The organism is Escherichia sp. TW14182, assembly GCF_000208525.1.
Taxonomy (GTDB): domain Bacteria; phylum Pseudomonadota; class Gammaproteobacteria; order Enterobacterales; family Enterobacteriaceae; genus Escherichia; species Escherichia ruysiae.
Map to the genome: position 1 here is coordinate 1 of NZ_AEJZ01000123.1, position 16,492 is coordinate 16,492.

The window sequence follows — 16,492 nt, forward strand, 5'->3', positions numbered from 1 at the left end:
CCATTCTGCAACCTGCTCTTTGACCGCATCAGTGACTTTACATATCAGCGTGGGTGACACATCTGCGTCGTACATCTCTTTGAAGGTGGCGACAATTTCGCGGGTAGTCATATCTTTGGCGTAGAGGGATAAAATCTGGCTGTCCATCTGCGTAATGCGCGTCTGGTGCTTCTTAATCAACTGCGGTTCGAAGGTGTTTTCACGGTCACGCGACGTGTTCAGTTCGATCTCGCCGTCATCGCATAACACCGTTTTGACGAGTAGCCATTGCGGGTGTTTGAGCCTGTTTTGGGCACATTTTTCTCATACCCGAGGTGGTCAGTCAGCTCCGCATTGAGCGCCGTTTCGACGGTACGCTTCGTCAACATGCGGGAAAAAGCATTGAGATCTGCTTCGGTTTTAAGGCCTTTAGCCAGTTCAGCCACAAGGGCTTTGAGTTTCTTTTCGTCCATAATTGCCTGTCTCCGTTACTGGAGTGAACATATCAAAATCAGGCAATTACACAATTTTAATCACAGTCTCTACAGGGTAGGTTTCATGGCCTACCCTTTTATTCTTACTCTATGTTGGATGCGTTAGATTTATTCCAGAATAATTATTATGATAAAAATGAAGTGTTTTCCTCCTCTTTATATTATTTTTACCAAATAATTTTTAACAAAAGCTCTGAAGTCTTCTTCATTTAAATTCTTAGATGATACTTCATCTGGAAAATTTTCCCAATTAGTAGCATCACGCTGTGAGTAAGTTCTAAACCATTTTTTTATTGTTGTATTATCTCTAATCTTACTACTCGATGAGTTTTCGGTATTATCTCTATTTTTAACTTGGAGCAGGTTCCATTCATTGTTTTTTTCATCATAGTGAATAAAATCAACTGCTTTAACACTTGTGCCTGAACACCATATCCATCCAGAAGGTTCTAGTTTTTCAGCAAGATACCTTTCAAGCAAATCACCTACAATATTCTCAGCAGCCATCGACAATCTATGTTCTTCTTTTATTCTCTCAAGATTTTCAGGCTGTATATTAAAACTTATATTAAGAACTATGCTAACCACCTCATCAGGAACCGTTGTAGGTGGCGTGGGTTTTCTTGGCAATCGACTCTCATGAAAACTACGAGCTAAATATTCAATATGTTCCTCTTGACCAACTTTATTCTGCATTTTTTTTGAACGAGGTTTAGAGCAAGCTTCAGGAAACTGAGACAGGAATTTTATTAAAAATTTAAATTTTGAAGAAAGTTCAGGGTTAATAGCATCCATTTTTTGCTTTGCAAGTTCCTCAGCATTCTTAACAAAAGACGTCTCTTTTGACATTGTATTCTCCCGACATCCATTAAGTGTTTGGATGTAGTATAATTTTCTGACTTTGAAAGTTACAGCAAAAGTTTTACTCTCTCACAACTTATGTCGTGGTTTACTGAATTTGGCCACCTGAACAGAAGTGATAAGCCCACCTCATAACAACACAGGTGCACCAATGAAAAGAAGAAGTTTTAGTCCAGAATCCAAACGCGAATCCACTCAACTGGTTGTTGACCAGAACTACACAGTGGCAGATACATTCAAAGCTATGGATGTTGGCCTTTCCACGATTACAAGGTGGGTCAAACAACTGCGTAATGAGTGTCAGGGCAAAACACCCAAAGCCTCCCCCGATAACTCCGGAACATTATCAGGATAACTGTGTACCTTTGCAGGGGCATGGCTGAAATGCTGGCAGAGCCTGCATATCGTTTACAGATACACACCACCATAGACTTGTTTACGCCGCCATTCAGATCTCAAAATCAGATACAGGAAGACAGCACATCGGGCTTGAATGCTTAGTTAGTCTGCTTTGGAAGGATTTATAGACGTGGTATCGTCATCAGCTTCGAGTTTTTAATACCTGTTCGAGCAGTACAACTAGAGGCCGTTACAGTTAAGATCTCCCATTACCATCATCAACCATAGCGGCAGTCCAAGGTAATAGATTACGGGAAAAGATTAGTAGCAATAGACAGGGTTTTCACCATAACTCGTTGAAAAACAAGTTATTGCATACGGTATGGTGCGAAGGCCGGACTCGCACATAAATTTAACTTATTGTAAAAATTGAAATTTAATTATAGTTAATTCAATTATGCCCCCTTTTGTGCCCCCAGCATTCTCTGTTCACATTTTGATTTTTGTTGATTATTTATCCAAAAATACTCAGAGAAATAGTCAATCCAGTTAGGTTCCGTTAAACGGATCCAAACCGGGACTTGACTCTACAAAAAATACTTTTTTTTCGCAAAACCATGCACACTATTCACCCTGTAATTTTTTACATATATATCAATTGATTATGTGTTAACAGCTAGGTGAAGAGTGAACAGCTATCTCTACATTTGTGCGTTTCCAATAAGAAACCCGGCATCAGCCGGGTCAGTTAATCGTTATTTTAATATTGGCTCATCACACTTGGGCAGCCAGTCTGCATTACTCTCCTCTTTCAAAGTGAGGTTAGTTTGCATTCCCTGATTAGTTCGCCGTTTCTCATAATGTAGCCCGTACTCCTTCAGCATGACTGGCAACCCTTTGCCAAACATCGTAAGACTCAGGGTGTTTTTATAGCCATTAGCCTCCATGTATACGAGGTAGGCATGGTAAAGGTAGGTACGTGGCTGGCGTGGGACAATATTAGCGTTCCCCATAAACATACCGTTGGTGTCAGGTAATGCCTCAAGATAGCCACAAAAATCAAATGCTGGATCAGCATCACGCTTGATGGTGAGAGCCTCATCTGAATTCTGCTGCGACTGAAGCAATGTTCTGGCGCTCATCGGATCGCTGAAACGCTGCATGAGCTGGCGAACAATCACAGCCAGTTCTCGAGCAATTTTATCTTTCAGCTGCGGATCGCGTTCTTCCGGTGCTATCTGCTCAGGAAAATGCAGAATCACTCTCCTGCGGGACACACCACCACTACGATCAGTGAAGCGCATAGGATTATTATTTACGGCCAGGATAACCGCCGGAATATGTGTTGAATAAGCATTCTGATACTTGGGGTCCACCGATACCGCATCGCCACCAGTTATAGCCTTAAGCCCGGCGCCGTCGCCGCTCCACTTCTCCTGATCAGGCAGGCGAATAAGAGAAAAACCTATCAGAGCCGCACGTTCTCGCGGGGACTCCAGCGTTTCAATGGTCGCAGAGGTGGCGTTATCCTCTCCAGCAAGCATGGTCGCAATTTCAGCCAGAATACTTTTGCCACTTCCACCAGGGCCAGTCACTTCCAGAAAGAGCTGCCAGTCATAGCGGTTCGCCAGCACCATAAATAACGCCGCAAGAATAATGTCGCGTTTAGCTGGCTTGTGTCCGGCAGCCCGGTCCAGCCAGCGCCAGAATGCCGGGGCATGAGTTTCAAGCGTTTCCCCCTTTACCGGTGGCGTGAAATCGACTTCACACAGGGTACGCAGCCAGTTCTCTTTACAGTGCGGACTAAAAAGCCCTGTTCGCGTATCGAGGACGCCATTACGAAAACCAATCAGATGACGTGCCGGATTTTGCTGCTGCGGAACAATTAACTTTAATGTTTCCACCAGTGAGGCAATTTTTCCTGAGGAAAACGGTGCACCGAGGCGCTGGAAAAGGGCTGCGACATCTCGGGAAAAATCTGACTGAGAAATCACTTTCCACGCTCCAGACTCGTAGCGGGATAAAAGCTGCCCGTTCGGATCAACCGCCAGTGCATCCCTGTAATGCTCCCGAACCCTCTGAGCTTTTTCGCTGACACTCATCGCTGTGAATTCTGCTTCACTCATTGTGTCGAAAGGACTGGCATTATGTGGCTTCAAAGCCTCAAGAATTGCCTTCCGGGTGGATTCCTCTCCGTATTGGGTAAGCGCATCATTCCAGTCACCAAAAACCGGTGGCAGCACAATGTCACACTGACACGCTTTTGCAGCAGTTTCAGCCCTGTTCTGGCCTGAACCATTCAGATCGCGGTCCGCTGCAATAATTAACTGATATCCCGGATACTTGTTATGGGCAACGCTGGCCAGAGAAAGAAAGTTGACCGACGAAAATGCCACCATGACGGCTTCTCCTGTCAGATGATGAATGGTAAGCGCCGTGGCGTAACCTTCCGCAATCCACATCCTTCTTAAAGAACTCCCGCCCCCTTCTATCAGATGATAGGCCTCCTTAACCTGACCTCCTTTAAGAAAACACTTGCTACCATTGCCACTGATAAGCTGAATATTCACCAGCTCCCCGTCAGCGTTATAGAGCGGGACGATCAAATCACCGGGGCGGAACATCACCCCACCGGTTTTATGAGCTGAAGTCAGCTCATGGCAAATATGCTCCGGGAAACCTTTATGTGTAAGATAAGTGTTTCCGGCAGATTCACGTGAGGCTTGCAGCAGTCGCGCGGCAAGTGCTGCTGCATCTTTCCCGCTATCGGTATCGGCGGTTAACGCCCTGACTTCGGAATTAACTACAGACAGACCATGTGTCAGTCCATGTATCCTGTCAGCTGCTTCACTGATATCCACATTCAGTGCCCTGGTGACAAGCGCTATACCATCCCCGGCACCGCACTGATTGCAGAACCATGTTCCGCGTCCTTCCTGATCGTCGAAGCGAAAACGATCTTTACCGCCACAGACCGGGCAAGGCTGATGGCGATTTTTCAATATATTCACGCCCAGCGCTGGCAGAATCTTAGCCCAGTGACCGCGGGCAGCCTTCACGGCCTGACTGACTTTCATTCCTGACATGACGCAGTTCTCCCTCAGTGTAAAACCGGCTTTTTGATGTGACGGACGCATAACTCATCCATTACGGCTATTCCGAGCTGGGAGAGTGCGGGACAGGACATTAGAGGGCCGGATTCCATCAGGTCTGAAAGCAGAGCGCAGGCGATTTCCATGACTTTTGTTTGCCCGTGCTGTCGCAGATAAAATCCTTCAAGCTCACGGGCAATAGCGGTTTCAATTTCATCCAGAGTGAGCTGCAGATGGCGGTTTTGCTGATAGCAGGCACTCAACCAGGCGCAGGCTACCGCGCGGCGATACAACGCTACCCGAAGTGAAAGGGAAAGGGTGCGTGATTTCATTACACCACCTCCATGTTCATCAGGTCATCCTGGCAACGCTGTACCACGCCATCAAGTTGCTCTGTCATCAGATAAATCAGGGAAGCCAGTTGCTCACATTGAGCACCGGCAGGTTTTTCGTAGCAATCCTGAAGAACAGCCATTCCGGTGACAAACTCCCCCACGTTACGAAGATGCTTCAGGCGGACAATATCGTCATAAGAGATTGCGGCGTGATTCATCACATCACCTCCCGGACAGGCAGGCGAGCAGCAAGGCAAAGCACATACTCATGGATCAGTGAAAGACGTGCATGATGCTCATTGCTGGCGACGATACGCAGCATACTGATACGTGGTTTACGTTCTGCACGACGAACGGCGGCAAAAACAAATATAAATTGAGGATGTGAAGGGGCGAGGATCGTAGCCATAAGGGCAACCTCCAATAAGTCGCGGTAAATGCCACCACCGGAGTTCCTACGCTCATGGGTGGTGACCCGAACGGGGGTAGGAATACCGGCCTTATTGGAAACCGGCCAGCCCGAAGGCTGCCCCGCCCGGACCACCATTATCTGACAGGGACTAAGGTATAAGCACCGCAGCCCGAAAAATGGGTGTGCCTGAGCAACGACGTAAAAAAAGACGCACGGCGCGTCTGGTGTCGCCAATAAGTAACTCGGGTTCCTACGCCCGGCAGCCGATTTTGCGGCAGCGGGAAAACTATACCTGGAAATGACTGCAGGATGCAAGCCAGAAAAAAGGGGATTAATGCGTTCAGGCATCATTATGCATCACATCCCCGTCCGCGGGCACTTATACGATCCGCCATCCATGCGCTTACCTCTGACTGTGCCCAGGCAACATTTTTACCACCAAGCGGGATCTGCTTCGGGAAAGCATCGCGGCTTATCAGGTCGTATATAGTTGAGCGGGACAAGCCGCATAAATGCATCACCTCGGGAAGACGTAAAAATCGCTCATGCTGGTTCAGCACAGGAAATAATGGCGCAGCCGGAGCTGACGCAGAAACAGAAATATCATACATTTATCTACCCTCTTTAATTCCTTCATCAGTCCGGATAAATCCCCCCGGATTCAGGTAGCTCCTTATTATGTATATATTGCTCGCTTACGCACCCATTATTTATTTAGTGTCACATATTGATTTAATGGAATTTAAAACTATATCAAACCACATAAAATGGCATGATAGATATTATGCCTGCGAACTATAAATACAGGGACATTAATAGGAACTAACTTTCATCCAGGGGTTACTACCCCATAAGTCATAGAACTTAATGGTACTGAAACCGCAACCCATTCAGCAGGGGTGCACAATTTCTACATATGGTTTTACATTGCAAACCTAACTTCAGGATATACTCATGAATTGCATCAAGCTCAGAAGCATTAAAACCGCATAAAATCAATAACCACGCATTCTTAACCTAAAAATATATACAAATAAATTCATAAAAGACCGAACAGTTCTAGTTTTATAAAAATCAGATTGAAATGCAACACCAGGAAAAGGGGGAATCATGTTATTTCCCGGCAAAGAAAAATCGTCTATTTCATCATCTGTTGAATACTACTGAAGAGTGGTGAATAGTTGTGAGGAACAATAATAAAATAATCATTAGGAATAAAAATTTCACTTTTGATGAAAAAAAATCATAAATCACGCAGCCTTCCGATGAACACTCATGAACAGTCACTGAATACTGCCTTGTCAACCCTTCACCTCTTAACTAGCTGTATTATCAATTTTTTTATCAAAGTGAACAGTAGTGAATAGTATGTATTAAAGGAAAGTTGAAGATCAGACATGACGCATTTCTCTGGCTAGCCAGAACAAGGTCATTGTTCTGTCACTGGCACAATCCCCCTCGGTAGTGCGCTTGTATGGGCACCGGCACAATTGACACGACAATAAAACACTACCGGAGCAGTCATGACTACTGTTAACCAGATCCCTGATGCAAACATTACACCCTCCCTCCCACCGAAAATTCGCGAAGCGGTGGATAAAGTTAAGGTAGCAAAAGCTGTCTGGCAGGAAGAACGGCGAAAACAAACTGAAGCTGCTGCAATGATTGAAACTATCCGTAAACGTCAGGAAGATACAAAAACGGAAACGCAGGCGCTTAATGATGAATGGCGAAACCTGTTTCGTGAGAATCAGGGAAATATGACGCCACGCATGAAAAAACTGCGGGCAGAAATCGCCCTCGGACGCGAAACACTGGATGAGTTCGAAGATTTGCTGGCAGCTCAGGCGGCAGAAAATGAATTCCTGCCCTGGAAAACTGCGGATGCTGCAAACCACTACATCAGTGAGCATAATCGCCTGATTGAAACTCATGCAGTGTGGCTCTGGAATGAGTTTATGAAGGAACACGGCCAGAAACTTATTCAGATCCTTGGACTGCTGAAAATGACTCTGGGTCGAAGCGCTTCTGCTGTTATCGGTGTAGTTCATACCGTAAACGACCCCGAAAGTGTGCTGAAGCAATTTATCAGCGAGCAACTCACCACTCCGGCACTGTCCTGTAACGTATCTTCAACGGATGATATTACCCTGCCGGGGATCAGCATTTATGCGGACGATAAAGCCATCCAAGATGCCAGACAATCCCCCAGCCCTGCAGCGCGTTCACGGATGCTTAAACAGCGTGACATGGTTAAAGGGGGCGAGAAGAAATGAATGCCGGAAGCATTACTCAGGAAGCACTCAACGATTACCGCTCGGCGATAAAAAGCTGGCTGACACTACGTAATACGCAAAGTACCTGCCAGCTTCGTCTGGCGGCTCTGCTGGATACTGAAGAAAAACCGGCAGCATATGCCAGCCAGCTTGAGGATCTTCGTGAGCGTCTTGCAGTCCTCGAATGGCAGATTAACTGTGCTGCACGGGATGGTCTTTATGCTCACCAGATTGTGCTGGAGAGTTGTGTTACAAGCGCAACGGAAAACTTCATGAACGAGCATGGTGATGCACTCACTGACGCTCTGGCTCCTTTTCTTTGCGCTCCATACGGGCTTGAGGCGGCAATGAAAATATTACGAACCGCTGTAGCCCGACAAACGGAAGTGCGTACTCCGGTAATTTCAGCAGCATACAAGAGCATTATCGACGAAACCGGATTAACGGTGGATGCATCAATGTGCGCTGATGCTTCAGCCAGTTTCACCCCGGCACAACATAAAGTTTTCCTGGCCCGCCTTAACCGACTTAATGAAAAAGGAGGGTACTGATATGGCCCTGAAGTGTCCTGAATGTGGGACGGTCGCTCACGCCAGAACCAGTGCCTATGAAGCTCCATCGGTTAAACGCTCATGGTATCAGTGCCAGAATCTGGAATGTTCCTGCACATTTACCGCTCTGGAAAGCGTGGATACGATAATTATGAAGCCTTGGCGCAATGAACGGGAATCAGACAAAGCACAAATGCCGGAAAAACAACAGCAAACTCTCAACCGCTATGGCTCCGCGTCAAAGCTGTCAAGCCGTCAGCAAATTCCTGTCTGATTAGCAAAATACGCCCACGTAGTCCCGGTCCAGTACCGGGATTTTTTACGCCTTTTCCCTGGCTGGCCTGAGAGCGTATGAGTGCATATCTATGGCGCATGAAAACGCATTAGTCTCATGCGCCATTTTTGACGCGAAAGCCCTTGTGTGGTGGCTTCTGAGACGATTTACGGGGTGCATGAAAACCAGTCTGTTAAGCGAAGCGGGCAGGCGGGCGGGGCTGCTCGCGATGAAGAAGAAAATGGTAACCTCAGCCTTATATATCAGCGCAGGTGTTGAGGTAAAATCAATACGATAAAGAAAACTTCCTTCCAAATAATGCTGTACTGTTAGGAGGTATGGACAACTATTGAGGGGATAATAGCCTATTAAATATCAGGTTCTCCGCAATAACAGTGGAAAGCTGCACATATACAGTTAGCACGCACGCTTTGTCATACAAAGTGAGCATGATACAGCTATACGTTTCATCAACCTTTTTATCTTGACCAGCACCAGATACCGTACGGTCGCAGACCATGTTTGAATTTGAATTGAAAACGCCTTGCGAAGCGAGTGAGGGTTGCAGTGAAAGCATGTTTTTTCAACAATAGATATGTACGATAATCCGAGATGTGCAAATTTCATTCGTAATGATGTCCCTGCGGTCAAAATTTGCTTATAATCGAAGCAACTGCGGCACACTCAGTATAGCCATGAACAACAGATGGAATATATAATGACAAATAAGAAAAAAATCAAACCGCTATTAAATAATATATCATCTCGCCTTTGGGATGGTCGCGCAGCAATACTCATTGGTGCTGGATTTAGTCGAAATGCAAAACCTTTAACAAACAAGGCACGACAATTCCCAATGTGGAATGATTTAGGCGATATTTTTTATGAAAATATTTACTGTGAGAAAAATTTAAACAAATATTCAAATGTACTCAAACTTGGCGATGAGGTACAAGCCGCCTTCGGCCGTGCAACACTTGATAAGTTGATAATGGATCATGTTCCTGATAAAGAGTATGAACCATCTAAATTACACATCTCTCTTTTATCGTTACCATGGGTTGATGTTTTTACAACTAACTATGACACGTTGCTTGAGCGTGCATGTGTATATGTTGACTCCAGAAAATATGATGTGGTACTGAATAAAAGTGATTTGATGAATGCTGAAAGACCTAGGATCATCAAACTTCACGGAAGCTTCCCATCAGAGCGGCCTTTTATAATTACTGAAGAAGATTACAGGAAATATCCTTTAGATAACTCACCATTTGTAAATACAGTACAGCAATCACTCATTGAAAATACTCTTTGTTTGATTGGTTTTTCTGGTGATGATCCTAATTTCCTTAACTGGATTGGCTGGATAAGAGATAATCTTGGAGCAGAAAACTCACCAAAAATTTATCTGATAGGTCTTTTCTCATTCAATGAAGCACAGCGCAAATTGCTTGAAAAAAGAAACATATCAATCGTGGACTTGAGTTTACTTGGGGACTTTGGCAAAGATCATTATTTAGCTCATCAACATTTTATAGAGTCCCTCTACGAAACAAAAAACAAAGAAAATTTAATAGAGTGGCCAATAATAAAAAATCGAGAACACATTTCTTTCGATGACACCCCTGAAATAAAAATGGAAAAAATAAATCGATGCATTATTGAGTGGGGATCATTAAGAAAATCTTATCCTAACTGGCTTATTTTGCCTGAATCTAATCGCAGTAATCTTTGGCGTGATACTAGAGAGTGGTTGGCAGTAGTTACTTACGATGTGATTTGGGAAAAATATGCAGAAATTAATTTTGGTTATGAGTTAACTTGGCGATTAAATAAAGCATTACTACCTATATTTAATGACACAGCAGAATTTTTATTTAAACTCACAGAAAAATATAAAGACGAATACACTAACAACATAATAAACAAAGATCTGGATGATAAATATTCAGCCATCGTTATTAATTTAATGAAATTTTGTCGCCAAGAGAATCTCACAGCAAAATGGAAAGAATTAAATCATTTACTGATTCCCAATTTAGAAAGACTAACTCCAGAAGTTAAATCTGAATTCTATTACGAGAATATCCTACATTCTTATTTTAGATTGAACTTTGATGAAGCCAGAACAAAACTTTCAAATTGGGAAACAAATAAACTTCTTCCACAGTATGAAATTAAAAGAGCGGGACTACTTGCTGAGTTTGGCATGCTCGATGAAGCCATTAATCTTCTTGAAGAAACTTTATCAACTATTCGCCGAAATAGTCTTTTATCATCAAGGAACATCGACTATTCAAGTGAGTCCCAAGAAGCTTATTGCATTTATATATTAAGAATGTTCAAGAGAAGCTTGAAAAATAATAACAAGAACGATGATTACACTTCAGAATACAATTCTAGATTAGCAACTTTATCTCAATATCGTAGCGATCCAGAAAACGAAATTAAGTATTTAGAAATCAAACTAGAATCCCCACAAGGTATATCTGAGAATTCAAAGGATACTGATTTTGATCTTAACAGAAGAACTGTGACAACTTATTTTGGTGGGAGTCCCGCGGAACTTAAATCCTTAGATGCTTTCAACTTTCTATTGCTAGCAGAAGAACTTGGACTGCCTTTCCATATACCTGGAATGAATATTTTTAGTGGCATAGTTGAAAACGCATCCCGACATATATATCCATACTCCCCTGAATTCGCTATTTTTGCAATATTTAGAACATTTAATAAAGATAAAGCAAAAAGTCTTTTTAACCGTGGTAGACTCTCTTTATTAGAAAGAAAAAAAGTTGAAGATTTATTTGATGGATACTTCAAAAAGTACGAACAAATCATCTTAAAAAAAATAGATGAAAGACTTAGCGATAAGCTTGAAATAGAGTTATCCACCCTATCAATCATTCCTGAAATATTATCAAGACTAGTAACAAAAGTTTCTTTTGAAAAGAAAAAAGATATAATAACCCTTCTTCTTAAGTTATATAACTCTGAGGGGTTTTATGATTTTGCTGAGACAAAGGATTTGCTTAGACGTACTATAGCGAGTATGAATGACTCTCAAAAAATATCCCTCATAGATATTTTTATCGATTATCCGTCGAAACCCTCTAATGATCATTTAGGTATGGGTCAAAAATATAATTTTATTACTCCTTTTGAATGTCTACTGGCTTCAATTATCAAACGACCTAATGGTTTATTGAAAAAAATAACATCTTCCAAAATCAGAAAAGATATTGATGATTTAAAAAGCGAAGATCAAGATTTAAGAAAAGCAGCATCACAAAAGTTAATTACATTGTATAATCTTGATCTACTTAACAAATCTGATATTTCAAAACTAATAAAAAACCTATGGGCTAAACGCGATGAATATGGATTTCCAATTAATAGTGGTTACTATAGATTTTTCTTTATAGATAACCTTCACCCTGAAAATGAAAATATTCAGGATAAATTTATTTCCATTATAAAAACATATAATTTTCCTATTCAAAATGGTAATAGCGTTACTATAACAGGTGGTAACGACAATTATTGTAACGAACTTAATGGTGCCCTTCATCATATAACCCCGTCCGAAACTATCTTATCTGAGATCATATCTGAAATGAATAAGTGGTTTTCCAATGATAAAATTTGGCTTGAGAAACGGGACGATTTATCAAAAGAATTTACACATAGATTTAAAAACATAACAAGAATTATCACTACAATTTTAGAAATCCACTATAATAAATTGAATAGTGAATCAATTATTCATATTACAAACTTGATAGAAAAGATGAAAAAATCAGGAATCCCTGTAAATTCTGCACTAACTATGCTTTTAATGAATCAAAAGAACCATTCAAGCGACCTATTAAAAGATATAGGTTCTGGGTTATATAGTTTCATTAAAACAGAAGTCATTGAAGCAGTAAACTCTGTATATGTACTAATAAGAAATAAAGAGTACCCATCAGAAATTATCACAATACTTAGTGAAAAAATAGCCTGGAATCGTGATCCATGTCTTCCTGAATGCTATGATTTAGTCAGGTTTATAATAAGCTCTAGCGATTTTACAATTTCTGATGAGTTTATGAATAAAATTCATTGCGGTTTAACTGGCCTATTATTCGAGGATGGGAAAGAATTTATTAACAATAATGACCACTTAATCTATCTAGAAAAAAAACTTAGCGCGACAAAATTAGCAGCATCTATTTATTGCAACAACAAACGTCTAGGTATTGTACAACCAAATATAATTCAGGAATGGGAAAAAATGTGCAATTCTAAAAATGAATTCGACGAAATAAAAAATGAATGGGATAATCACATTTAACTATCATTATAAACGCCCAGCTATTGCTGGGTGTTTTCATTTAATATTACCGTCTTTCCGTAATCAAAAGGTGATATTAATTCAATTTTATTTGCATCAAGAAAATCTGCCCACCACTGCACCATTAAACGACGTTCATCCAAATGCTCAGAAGTATGGATATAAGCTGCACGCACATTATTACGCTCAGAGTGACTCAATTGACGCTCAATTGCATCATCACTCCACAAACCTGACTCACCCAACGCACCACGAGCCATCGTTCTAAATCCATGCCCGCAAACTTCAATTTTCGTGTCATAGCCCATCGCACGCAATGCGCTGTTTACCGTGTTTTCACTCATAACCTTTGTTGAGTCGTGATCTCCTGGAAAAAGTAACTCTTTATCGCCACTAATCTGCTTGAGTTGCTCTAACAAAACCATCGCCTGTCGACTAAGAGGAACGATATGCTCCTCTTTCATCTTCATGCCACGATACGAGTAACGCACGCCTTTAATTTCTTCTCGCTTTGCAGGTATACGCCAAAGAGATTTATCGAAGTCGAACTCATCCCATCGCGCGAAACGTAACTCACTGGAACGTACAAAAGTTAGTAAGGAAAGCTCGACCGCGATCCTTGTCATTACACGGCCACGATATGCAGCAAGACGTGCAAAAAACTCAGGGAAGCGGCTAGAGGGTAAAGCCGGATAGTGTCGTGCTTTGGTTGTAGATAACGCACCGGCCATGTCACTGGCTGGATTAGAGTCGATGTAATCGTTCTGTACGGCATAACGCATAATGGCCGTGACGCGCTGTTGCAGGCGCTGAGCGACATCGTGTTTGCCACTGGCATCAACTTTTTTAATCGGGGCTAACAGGTGGCTGGTTTTAAGCTGCCGAATGTCGGACGAACCGATATGAGGAAAAATATAAAGCTCAAGATAGCGCAGAACGCGTGATCGATGGTCTTCACTCCAGCGCTTATTACTGGCATGCCATTCACGAGCAATTGTTTCGAAAGTGTATGCGCCCGAATTCTCAGCCTGAGCTTCTTTCTGCTCGGCTTTTGGGTCAATGCCCTGCACTAAGAGCTTTTTAGCCTCGTCACGCTTTGCTCTTGCCTGAGCAAGTGTCACCATGGGCCAAACACCAAAAGCGAGGCGATCCTCTTTTTTGTCAGAGGGGCGTCTGTATTTCATGCGCCAGTATTTAGAACCCTTAGCCGAAACCTCGAGATACAAACCGCCGCCATCGGCCATTTTGTAGGTTTTCTCTTTTGGCTTTGCTGTCTCGACCTGTCTGGCGTTGAGCTTCATTTGGGGGCACATTTCTAATCGAAGTTAAGATGCCCCCAATTATGCCCCCAATAGCATCCGGATTTCAACGGACTAGCTCGGACAGCTCAGGACAAAAAAACCGCTACAGACATTGATTTTAAAGGATTTGCTGGACTTTCTCGGATGTTCTTGGAAGTACTAATGGTGCCGAAGGCCGGACTCGAACCGGCACGTATTTCTACGGTTGATTTTGAATCAACTGCGTCTACCGATTTCGCCACTTCGGCACTGAAGAGGTATGCGGAAAACGTTGTGGATTATACCTGTCACGCGTCACCATGCAAGCGCCAGCTTACGCCTGCCTCGCTAAGTGCTGAAAATTTCAGCATTGTCTTCCACGATGTGTAACCTCTATCACACTCCAGGAACCCCACCCGACCATGCTCTACACTTCCCGCAGCAAAGTCGCACCAACAACCGAACGGTTCCCGATGTCGAAAATTAACGATGCCATCCAGCATGTACGTGACGGTAAGGCGCGCTACCGCGTGGTTCTGAAAGCTGTCTTCTGATCCCTTTACCAGGTCGATTCTACCCGGCCTTTAAGACATCTCGCAATCGGCTGAATTTAGTGGTGAAAACTTTTCAACCGTGCCTATACTCCAGGCAGGGAACTGGAGGAAATCTCATGAGCGAACCACTTTTAATTGCACGCACGCCTGACACGGAACTGTTTTTATTACCCGCTATGGCTAACCGTCACGGGCTGATTACTGGCGCAACGGGGACGGGTAAAACTGTCACGCTGCAAAAACTAGCGGAATCACTGTCAGAAATCGGTGTACCTGTGTTTATGGCCGATGTGAAAGGCGATTTGACCGGGGTTGCACAGGAAGGTACGACCTCGGAAAAACTGCTCGCTCGGTTAAAAAGTATCGGTGTCAACGACTGGCAACCGCATTCGAATCCAGCGGTGGTGTGGGATATTTTTGGTGAGAAAGGCCATCCAGTAAGGGCAACGGTCTCCGATCTGGGGCCGCTGTTGCTTGCACGACTGTTAAATCTTAACGACGTGCAAACTGGCGTGCTGGATATCATCTTCCGCATTGCTGACGATCAGGGACTGTTGTTGCTCGACTTTAAAGATCTTCGGGCTATTACCCAGTACATCGGAGATAACGCCAAATCATTCCAGAATCAGTATGGCAATATCAGTAACGCATCTGTTGGTGCAATCCAACGCGGATTACTGTCGCTGGAGCAGCAAGGAGCGACGCATTTCTTTGGTGAGCCAATGCTGGATATCAAAGACTGGATGCGTACCGATGCTAACGGCAAAGGCGTTATCAATATCCTTAGCGCCGAAAAGCTCTACCAGATGCCAAAACTGTACGCTGCCAGTCTGCTGTGGATGCTTTCTGAATTGTATGAGCAACTGCCGGAAGCGGGGGATCTGGATAAACCGAAACTCGTCTTTTTCTTCGACGAGGCGCATCTGCTGTTTAACGATGCACCGCAAGTGCTGCTGGATAAAATTGAGCAGGTCATACGGCTTATCCGCTCGAAAGGCGTGGGCGTCTGGTTTGTCTCGCAAAACCCTTCGGATATACCCGACAACGTGCTTGGGCAGTTGGGGAATCGCGTTCAACACGCTCTGCGCGCCTTTACGCCGAAAGACCAGAAAGCGGTGAAGACGGCAGCGCAAACCATGCGACCCAATCCAGCGTTTGATACAGAAAAGGCGATCCAGGAGCTGGGAACCGGCGAAGCGTTGATCTCATTTCTTGATGCGAAAGGTAGTCCTTCTGTGGTGGAGCGTGCAATGGTGATTGCACCTTGTTCACGGATGGGGCCGGTGACAGAAGATGAGCGTAACGGCCTGATTAATCACTCCCCGGTGTATGGCAAGTATGAAGATGACGTGGATCGGGAATCTGCCTATGAGATGCTGCAAAAAGGTGTGCAAACCAGTACCGAACAGCAAAATAATCCACCAGCCAAAGGAAAAGAGATGGCTGTGGATGACGGTATTCTCGGTGGGTTAAAGGACATTTTGTTTGGCACTACCGGACCGCGTGGCGGAAAGAAAGATGGCGTAGTACAGACTATGGCGAAAAGTGCCGCCCGCCAGGTCACGAATCAAATTATACGCGGTGTGCTGGGGAGTTTACTTGGGGGAAGAAGAAGGTAAGTCAGGTGCGATTTGTCTTTGCCTGATGCGACACTATCGCGTCTTATCAGGCCTACGCCACTGCAATATATTGAATTTGCATGATTTTGT

Annotated in this window: 12 protein-coding genes, 1 tRNA gene and 3 pseudogenes; 7 read left to right on the plus strand and 9 right to left on the minus strand. The window is 43.6% G+C overall.

All coding sequences use genetic code 11. The features are described 5' to 3' along the window. Together EQY_RS0111630 and EQY_RS0111635 are read right to left on the minus strand one after the other, a co-directional pair. Window positions 1-452: pseudogene (locus EQY_RS0111630) on the minus strand (transposase); the annotation flags it as partial. 177 nt (window positions 453-629) lie between these two features. Then, on the minus strand, window positions 630-1,322 hold the full coding sequence (locus EQY_RS0111635; RefSeq protein WP_000032527.1) for a SinI family restriction endonuclease: 693 nt from the start codon (window positions 1,320-1,322) through the stop codon (window positions 630-632). A gap of 163 nt (window positions 1,323-1,485) precedes the next feature. Between EQY_RS0111635 and EQY_RS0111640 the strand changes: the two are divergent. Continuing rightward, window positions 1,486-1,662, plus strand: a pseudogene (locus EQY_RS0111640) (transposase); the annotation flags it as partial. Between the two features lie 766 nt (window positions 1,663-2,428). Here the strand turns inward: EQY_RS0111640 and EQY_RS0111645 are convergent. Genes EQY_RS0111645 through EQY_RS0111665 form a run of 5 tightly spaced genes read right to left on the minus strand, consistent with a single transcriptional unit; the run spans window position 2,429 to window position 6,123 of the window. Beyond that, a complete protein-coding gene (locus EQY_RS0111645) occupies window positions 2,429-4,759 on the minus strand; it encodes a primase-helicase zinc-binding domain-containing protein (protein WP_000016229.1) in 2,331 nt (776 codons plus the stop codon). A gap of 14 nt (window positions 4,760-4,773) precedes the next feature. After that, window positions 4,774-5,097 (minus strand): DUF5375 family protein, encoded by a 324-nt coding sequence (locus EQY_RS0111650; protein ID WP_000842359.1) that lies wholly within the window; start codon window positions 5,095-5,097, stop codon window positions 4,774-4,776. Next, a complete protein-coding gene (locus EQY_RS0111655; RefSeq protein WP_001014981.1) occupies window positions 5,097-5,318 on the minus strand; it encodes a hypothetical protein in 222 nt (73 codons plus the stop codon). The genes EQY_RS0111650 and EQY_RS0111655 overlap by 1 nt, the downstream gene beginning before the upstream one ends. Then, window positions 5,318-5,863 (minus strand): host cell division inhibitor Icd-like protein, encoded by a 546-nt coding sequence (locus EQY_RS0111660; RefSeq protein WP_000982475.1) that lies wholly within the window; start codon window positions 5,861-5,863, stop codon window positions 5,318-5,320. Before EQY_RS0111660 ends, EQY_RS0111655 begins: the two co-directional genes overlap by 1 nt. After that, complete coding sequence (locus tag EQY_RS0111665) at window positions 5,863-6,123, minus strand: helix-turn-helix transcriptional regulator (protein WP_000272115.1); 261 nt, start codon at window positions 6,121-6,123, stop codon at window positions 5,863-5,865. Before EQY_RS0111665 ends, EQY_RS0111660 begins: the two co-directional genes overlap by 1 nt. Window positions 6,124-7,035: 912 nt before the next feature. Between EQY_RS0111665 and EQY_RS0111670 the strand changes: the two genes are divergently transcribed. The 4 genes from EQY_RS0111670 (at window position 7,036) to dsr2 (ending at window position 12,949) form a co-directional block, all read left to right on the plus strand. Further along, a complete protein-coding gene (locus tag EQY_RS0111670) occupies window positions 7,036-7,788 on the plus strand; it encodes a phage polarity suppression protein (protein WP_000214378.1) in 753 nt (250 codons plus the stop codon). Then, a complete protein-coding gene (locus EQY_RS0111675; protein WP_000991127.1) occupies window positions 7,785-8,339 on the plus strand; it encodes a phage polarity suppression protein in 555 nt (184 codons plus the stop codon). Before EQY_RS0111670 ends, EQY_RS0111675 begins: the two co-directional genes overlap by 4 nt. A 1-nt stretch (window position 8,340) precedes the next feature. After that, a complete protein-coding gene (locus EQY_RS0111680; RefSeq protein WP_001185348.1) occupies window positions 8,341-8,613 on the plus strand; it encodes an ogr/Delta-like zinc finger family protein in 273 nt (90 codons plus the stop codon). 718 nt (window positions 8,614-9,331) lie between these two features. Next, entirely contained in the window at window positions 9,332-12,949 is a 3,618-nt protein-coding gene (gene dsr2, locus EQY_RS0111690) for an anti-phage defense-associated sirtuin Dsr2 (RefSeq protein WP_000182499.1), read from the plus strand. Between the two features lie 20 nt (window positions 12,950-12,969). Here the strand turns inward: dsr2 and EQY_RS0111695 are convergent, their stop codons facing one another. Continuing rightward, a complete protein-coding gene (locus tag EQY_RS0111695; protein WP_000772686.1) occupies window positions 12,970-14,250 on the minus strand; it encodes a tyrosine-type recombinase/integrase in 1,281 nt (426 codons plus the stop codon). A gap of 163 nt (window positions 14,251-14,413) precedes the next feature. After that, window positions 14,414-14,498, minus strand: a tRNA-Leu gene (locus EQY_RS0111700). A 162-nt stretch (window positions 14,499-14,660) separates the two neighbouring features. On the opposite strand from EQY_RS0111700, the pseudogene EQY_RS25645 reads away from it, so the two are divergent. Both EQY_RS25645 and EQY_RS0111705 read left to right on the plus strand, forming a co-directional pair. Continuing rightward, a pseudogene (locus EQY_RS25645) lies at window positions 14,661-14,783 on the plus strand (alcohol dehydrogenase); the annotation flags it as partial. Between the two features lie 116 nt (window positions 14,784-14,899). After that, complete coding sequence (locus tag EQY_RS0111705) at window positions 14,900-16,402, plus strand: helicase HerA-like C-terminal domain-containing protein (protein ID WP_001294531.1); 1,503 nt, start codon at window positions 14,900-14,902, stop codon at window positions 16,400-16,402. Window positions 16,403-16,492: the final 90 nt, after the last annotated feature.

Excerpts from the sequence above, each read along its gene's own strand:
- EQY_RS0111635 (WP_000032527.1), bottom strand. The coding sequence starts at position 1,322 with ATGTCAAAAGAGACGTCTTTTGTTAAGAATGCTGAGGAACTTGCAAAG.
- EQY_RS0111645 (WP_000016229.1), bottom strand. The coding sequence starts at position 4,759 with ATGTCAGGAATGAAAGTCAGTCAGGCCGTGAAGGCTGCCCGCGGTCAC.
- EQY_RS0111650 (WP_000842359.1), bottom strand. The coding sequence starts at position 5,097 with ATGAAATCACGCACCCTTTCCCTTTCACTTCGGGTAGCGTTGTATCGC.
- EQY_RS0111655 (WP_001014981.1), bottom strand. The coding sequence starts at position 5,318 with ATGAATCACGCCGCAATCTCTTATGACGATATTGTCCGCCTGAAGCAT.
- EQY_RS0111660 (WP_000982475.1), bottom strand. The coding sequence starts at position 5,863 with ATGATGCCTGAACGCATTAATCCCCTTTTTTCTGGCTTGCATCCTGCA.
- EQY_RS0111665 (WP_000272115.1), bottom strand. The coding sequence starts at position 6,123 with ATGTATGATATTTCTGTTTCTGCGTCAGCTCCGGCTGCGCCATTATTT.
- EQY_RS0111670 (WP_000214378.1), top strand. The coding sequence starts at position 7,036 with ATGACTACTGTTAACCAGATCCCTGATGCAAACATTACACCCTCCCTC.
- EQY_RS0111675 (WP_000991127.1), top strand. The coding sequence starts at position 7,785 with ATGAATGCCGGAAGCATTACTCAGGAAGCACTCAACGATTACCGCTCG.
- EQY_RS0111680 (WP_001185348.1), top strand. The coding sequence starts at position 8,341 with ATGGCCCTGAAGTGTCCTGAATGTGGGACGGTCGCTCACGCCAGAACC.
- dsr2 (WP_000182499.1), top strand. The coding sequence starts at position 9,332 with ATGACAAATAAGAAAAAAATCAAACCGCTATTAAATAATATATCATCT.
- EQY_RS0111695 (WP_000772686.1), bottom strand. The coding sequence starts at position 14,250 with ATGAAGCTCAACGCCAGACAGGTCGAGACAGCAAAGCCAAAAGAGAAA.
- EQY_RS0111705 (WP_001294531.1), top strand. The coding sequence starts at position 14,900 with ATGAGCGAACCACTTTTAATTGCACGCACGCCTGACACGGAACTGTTT.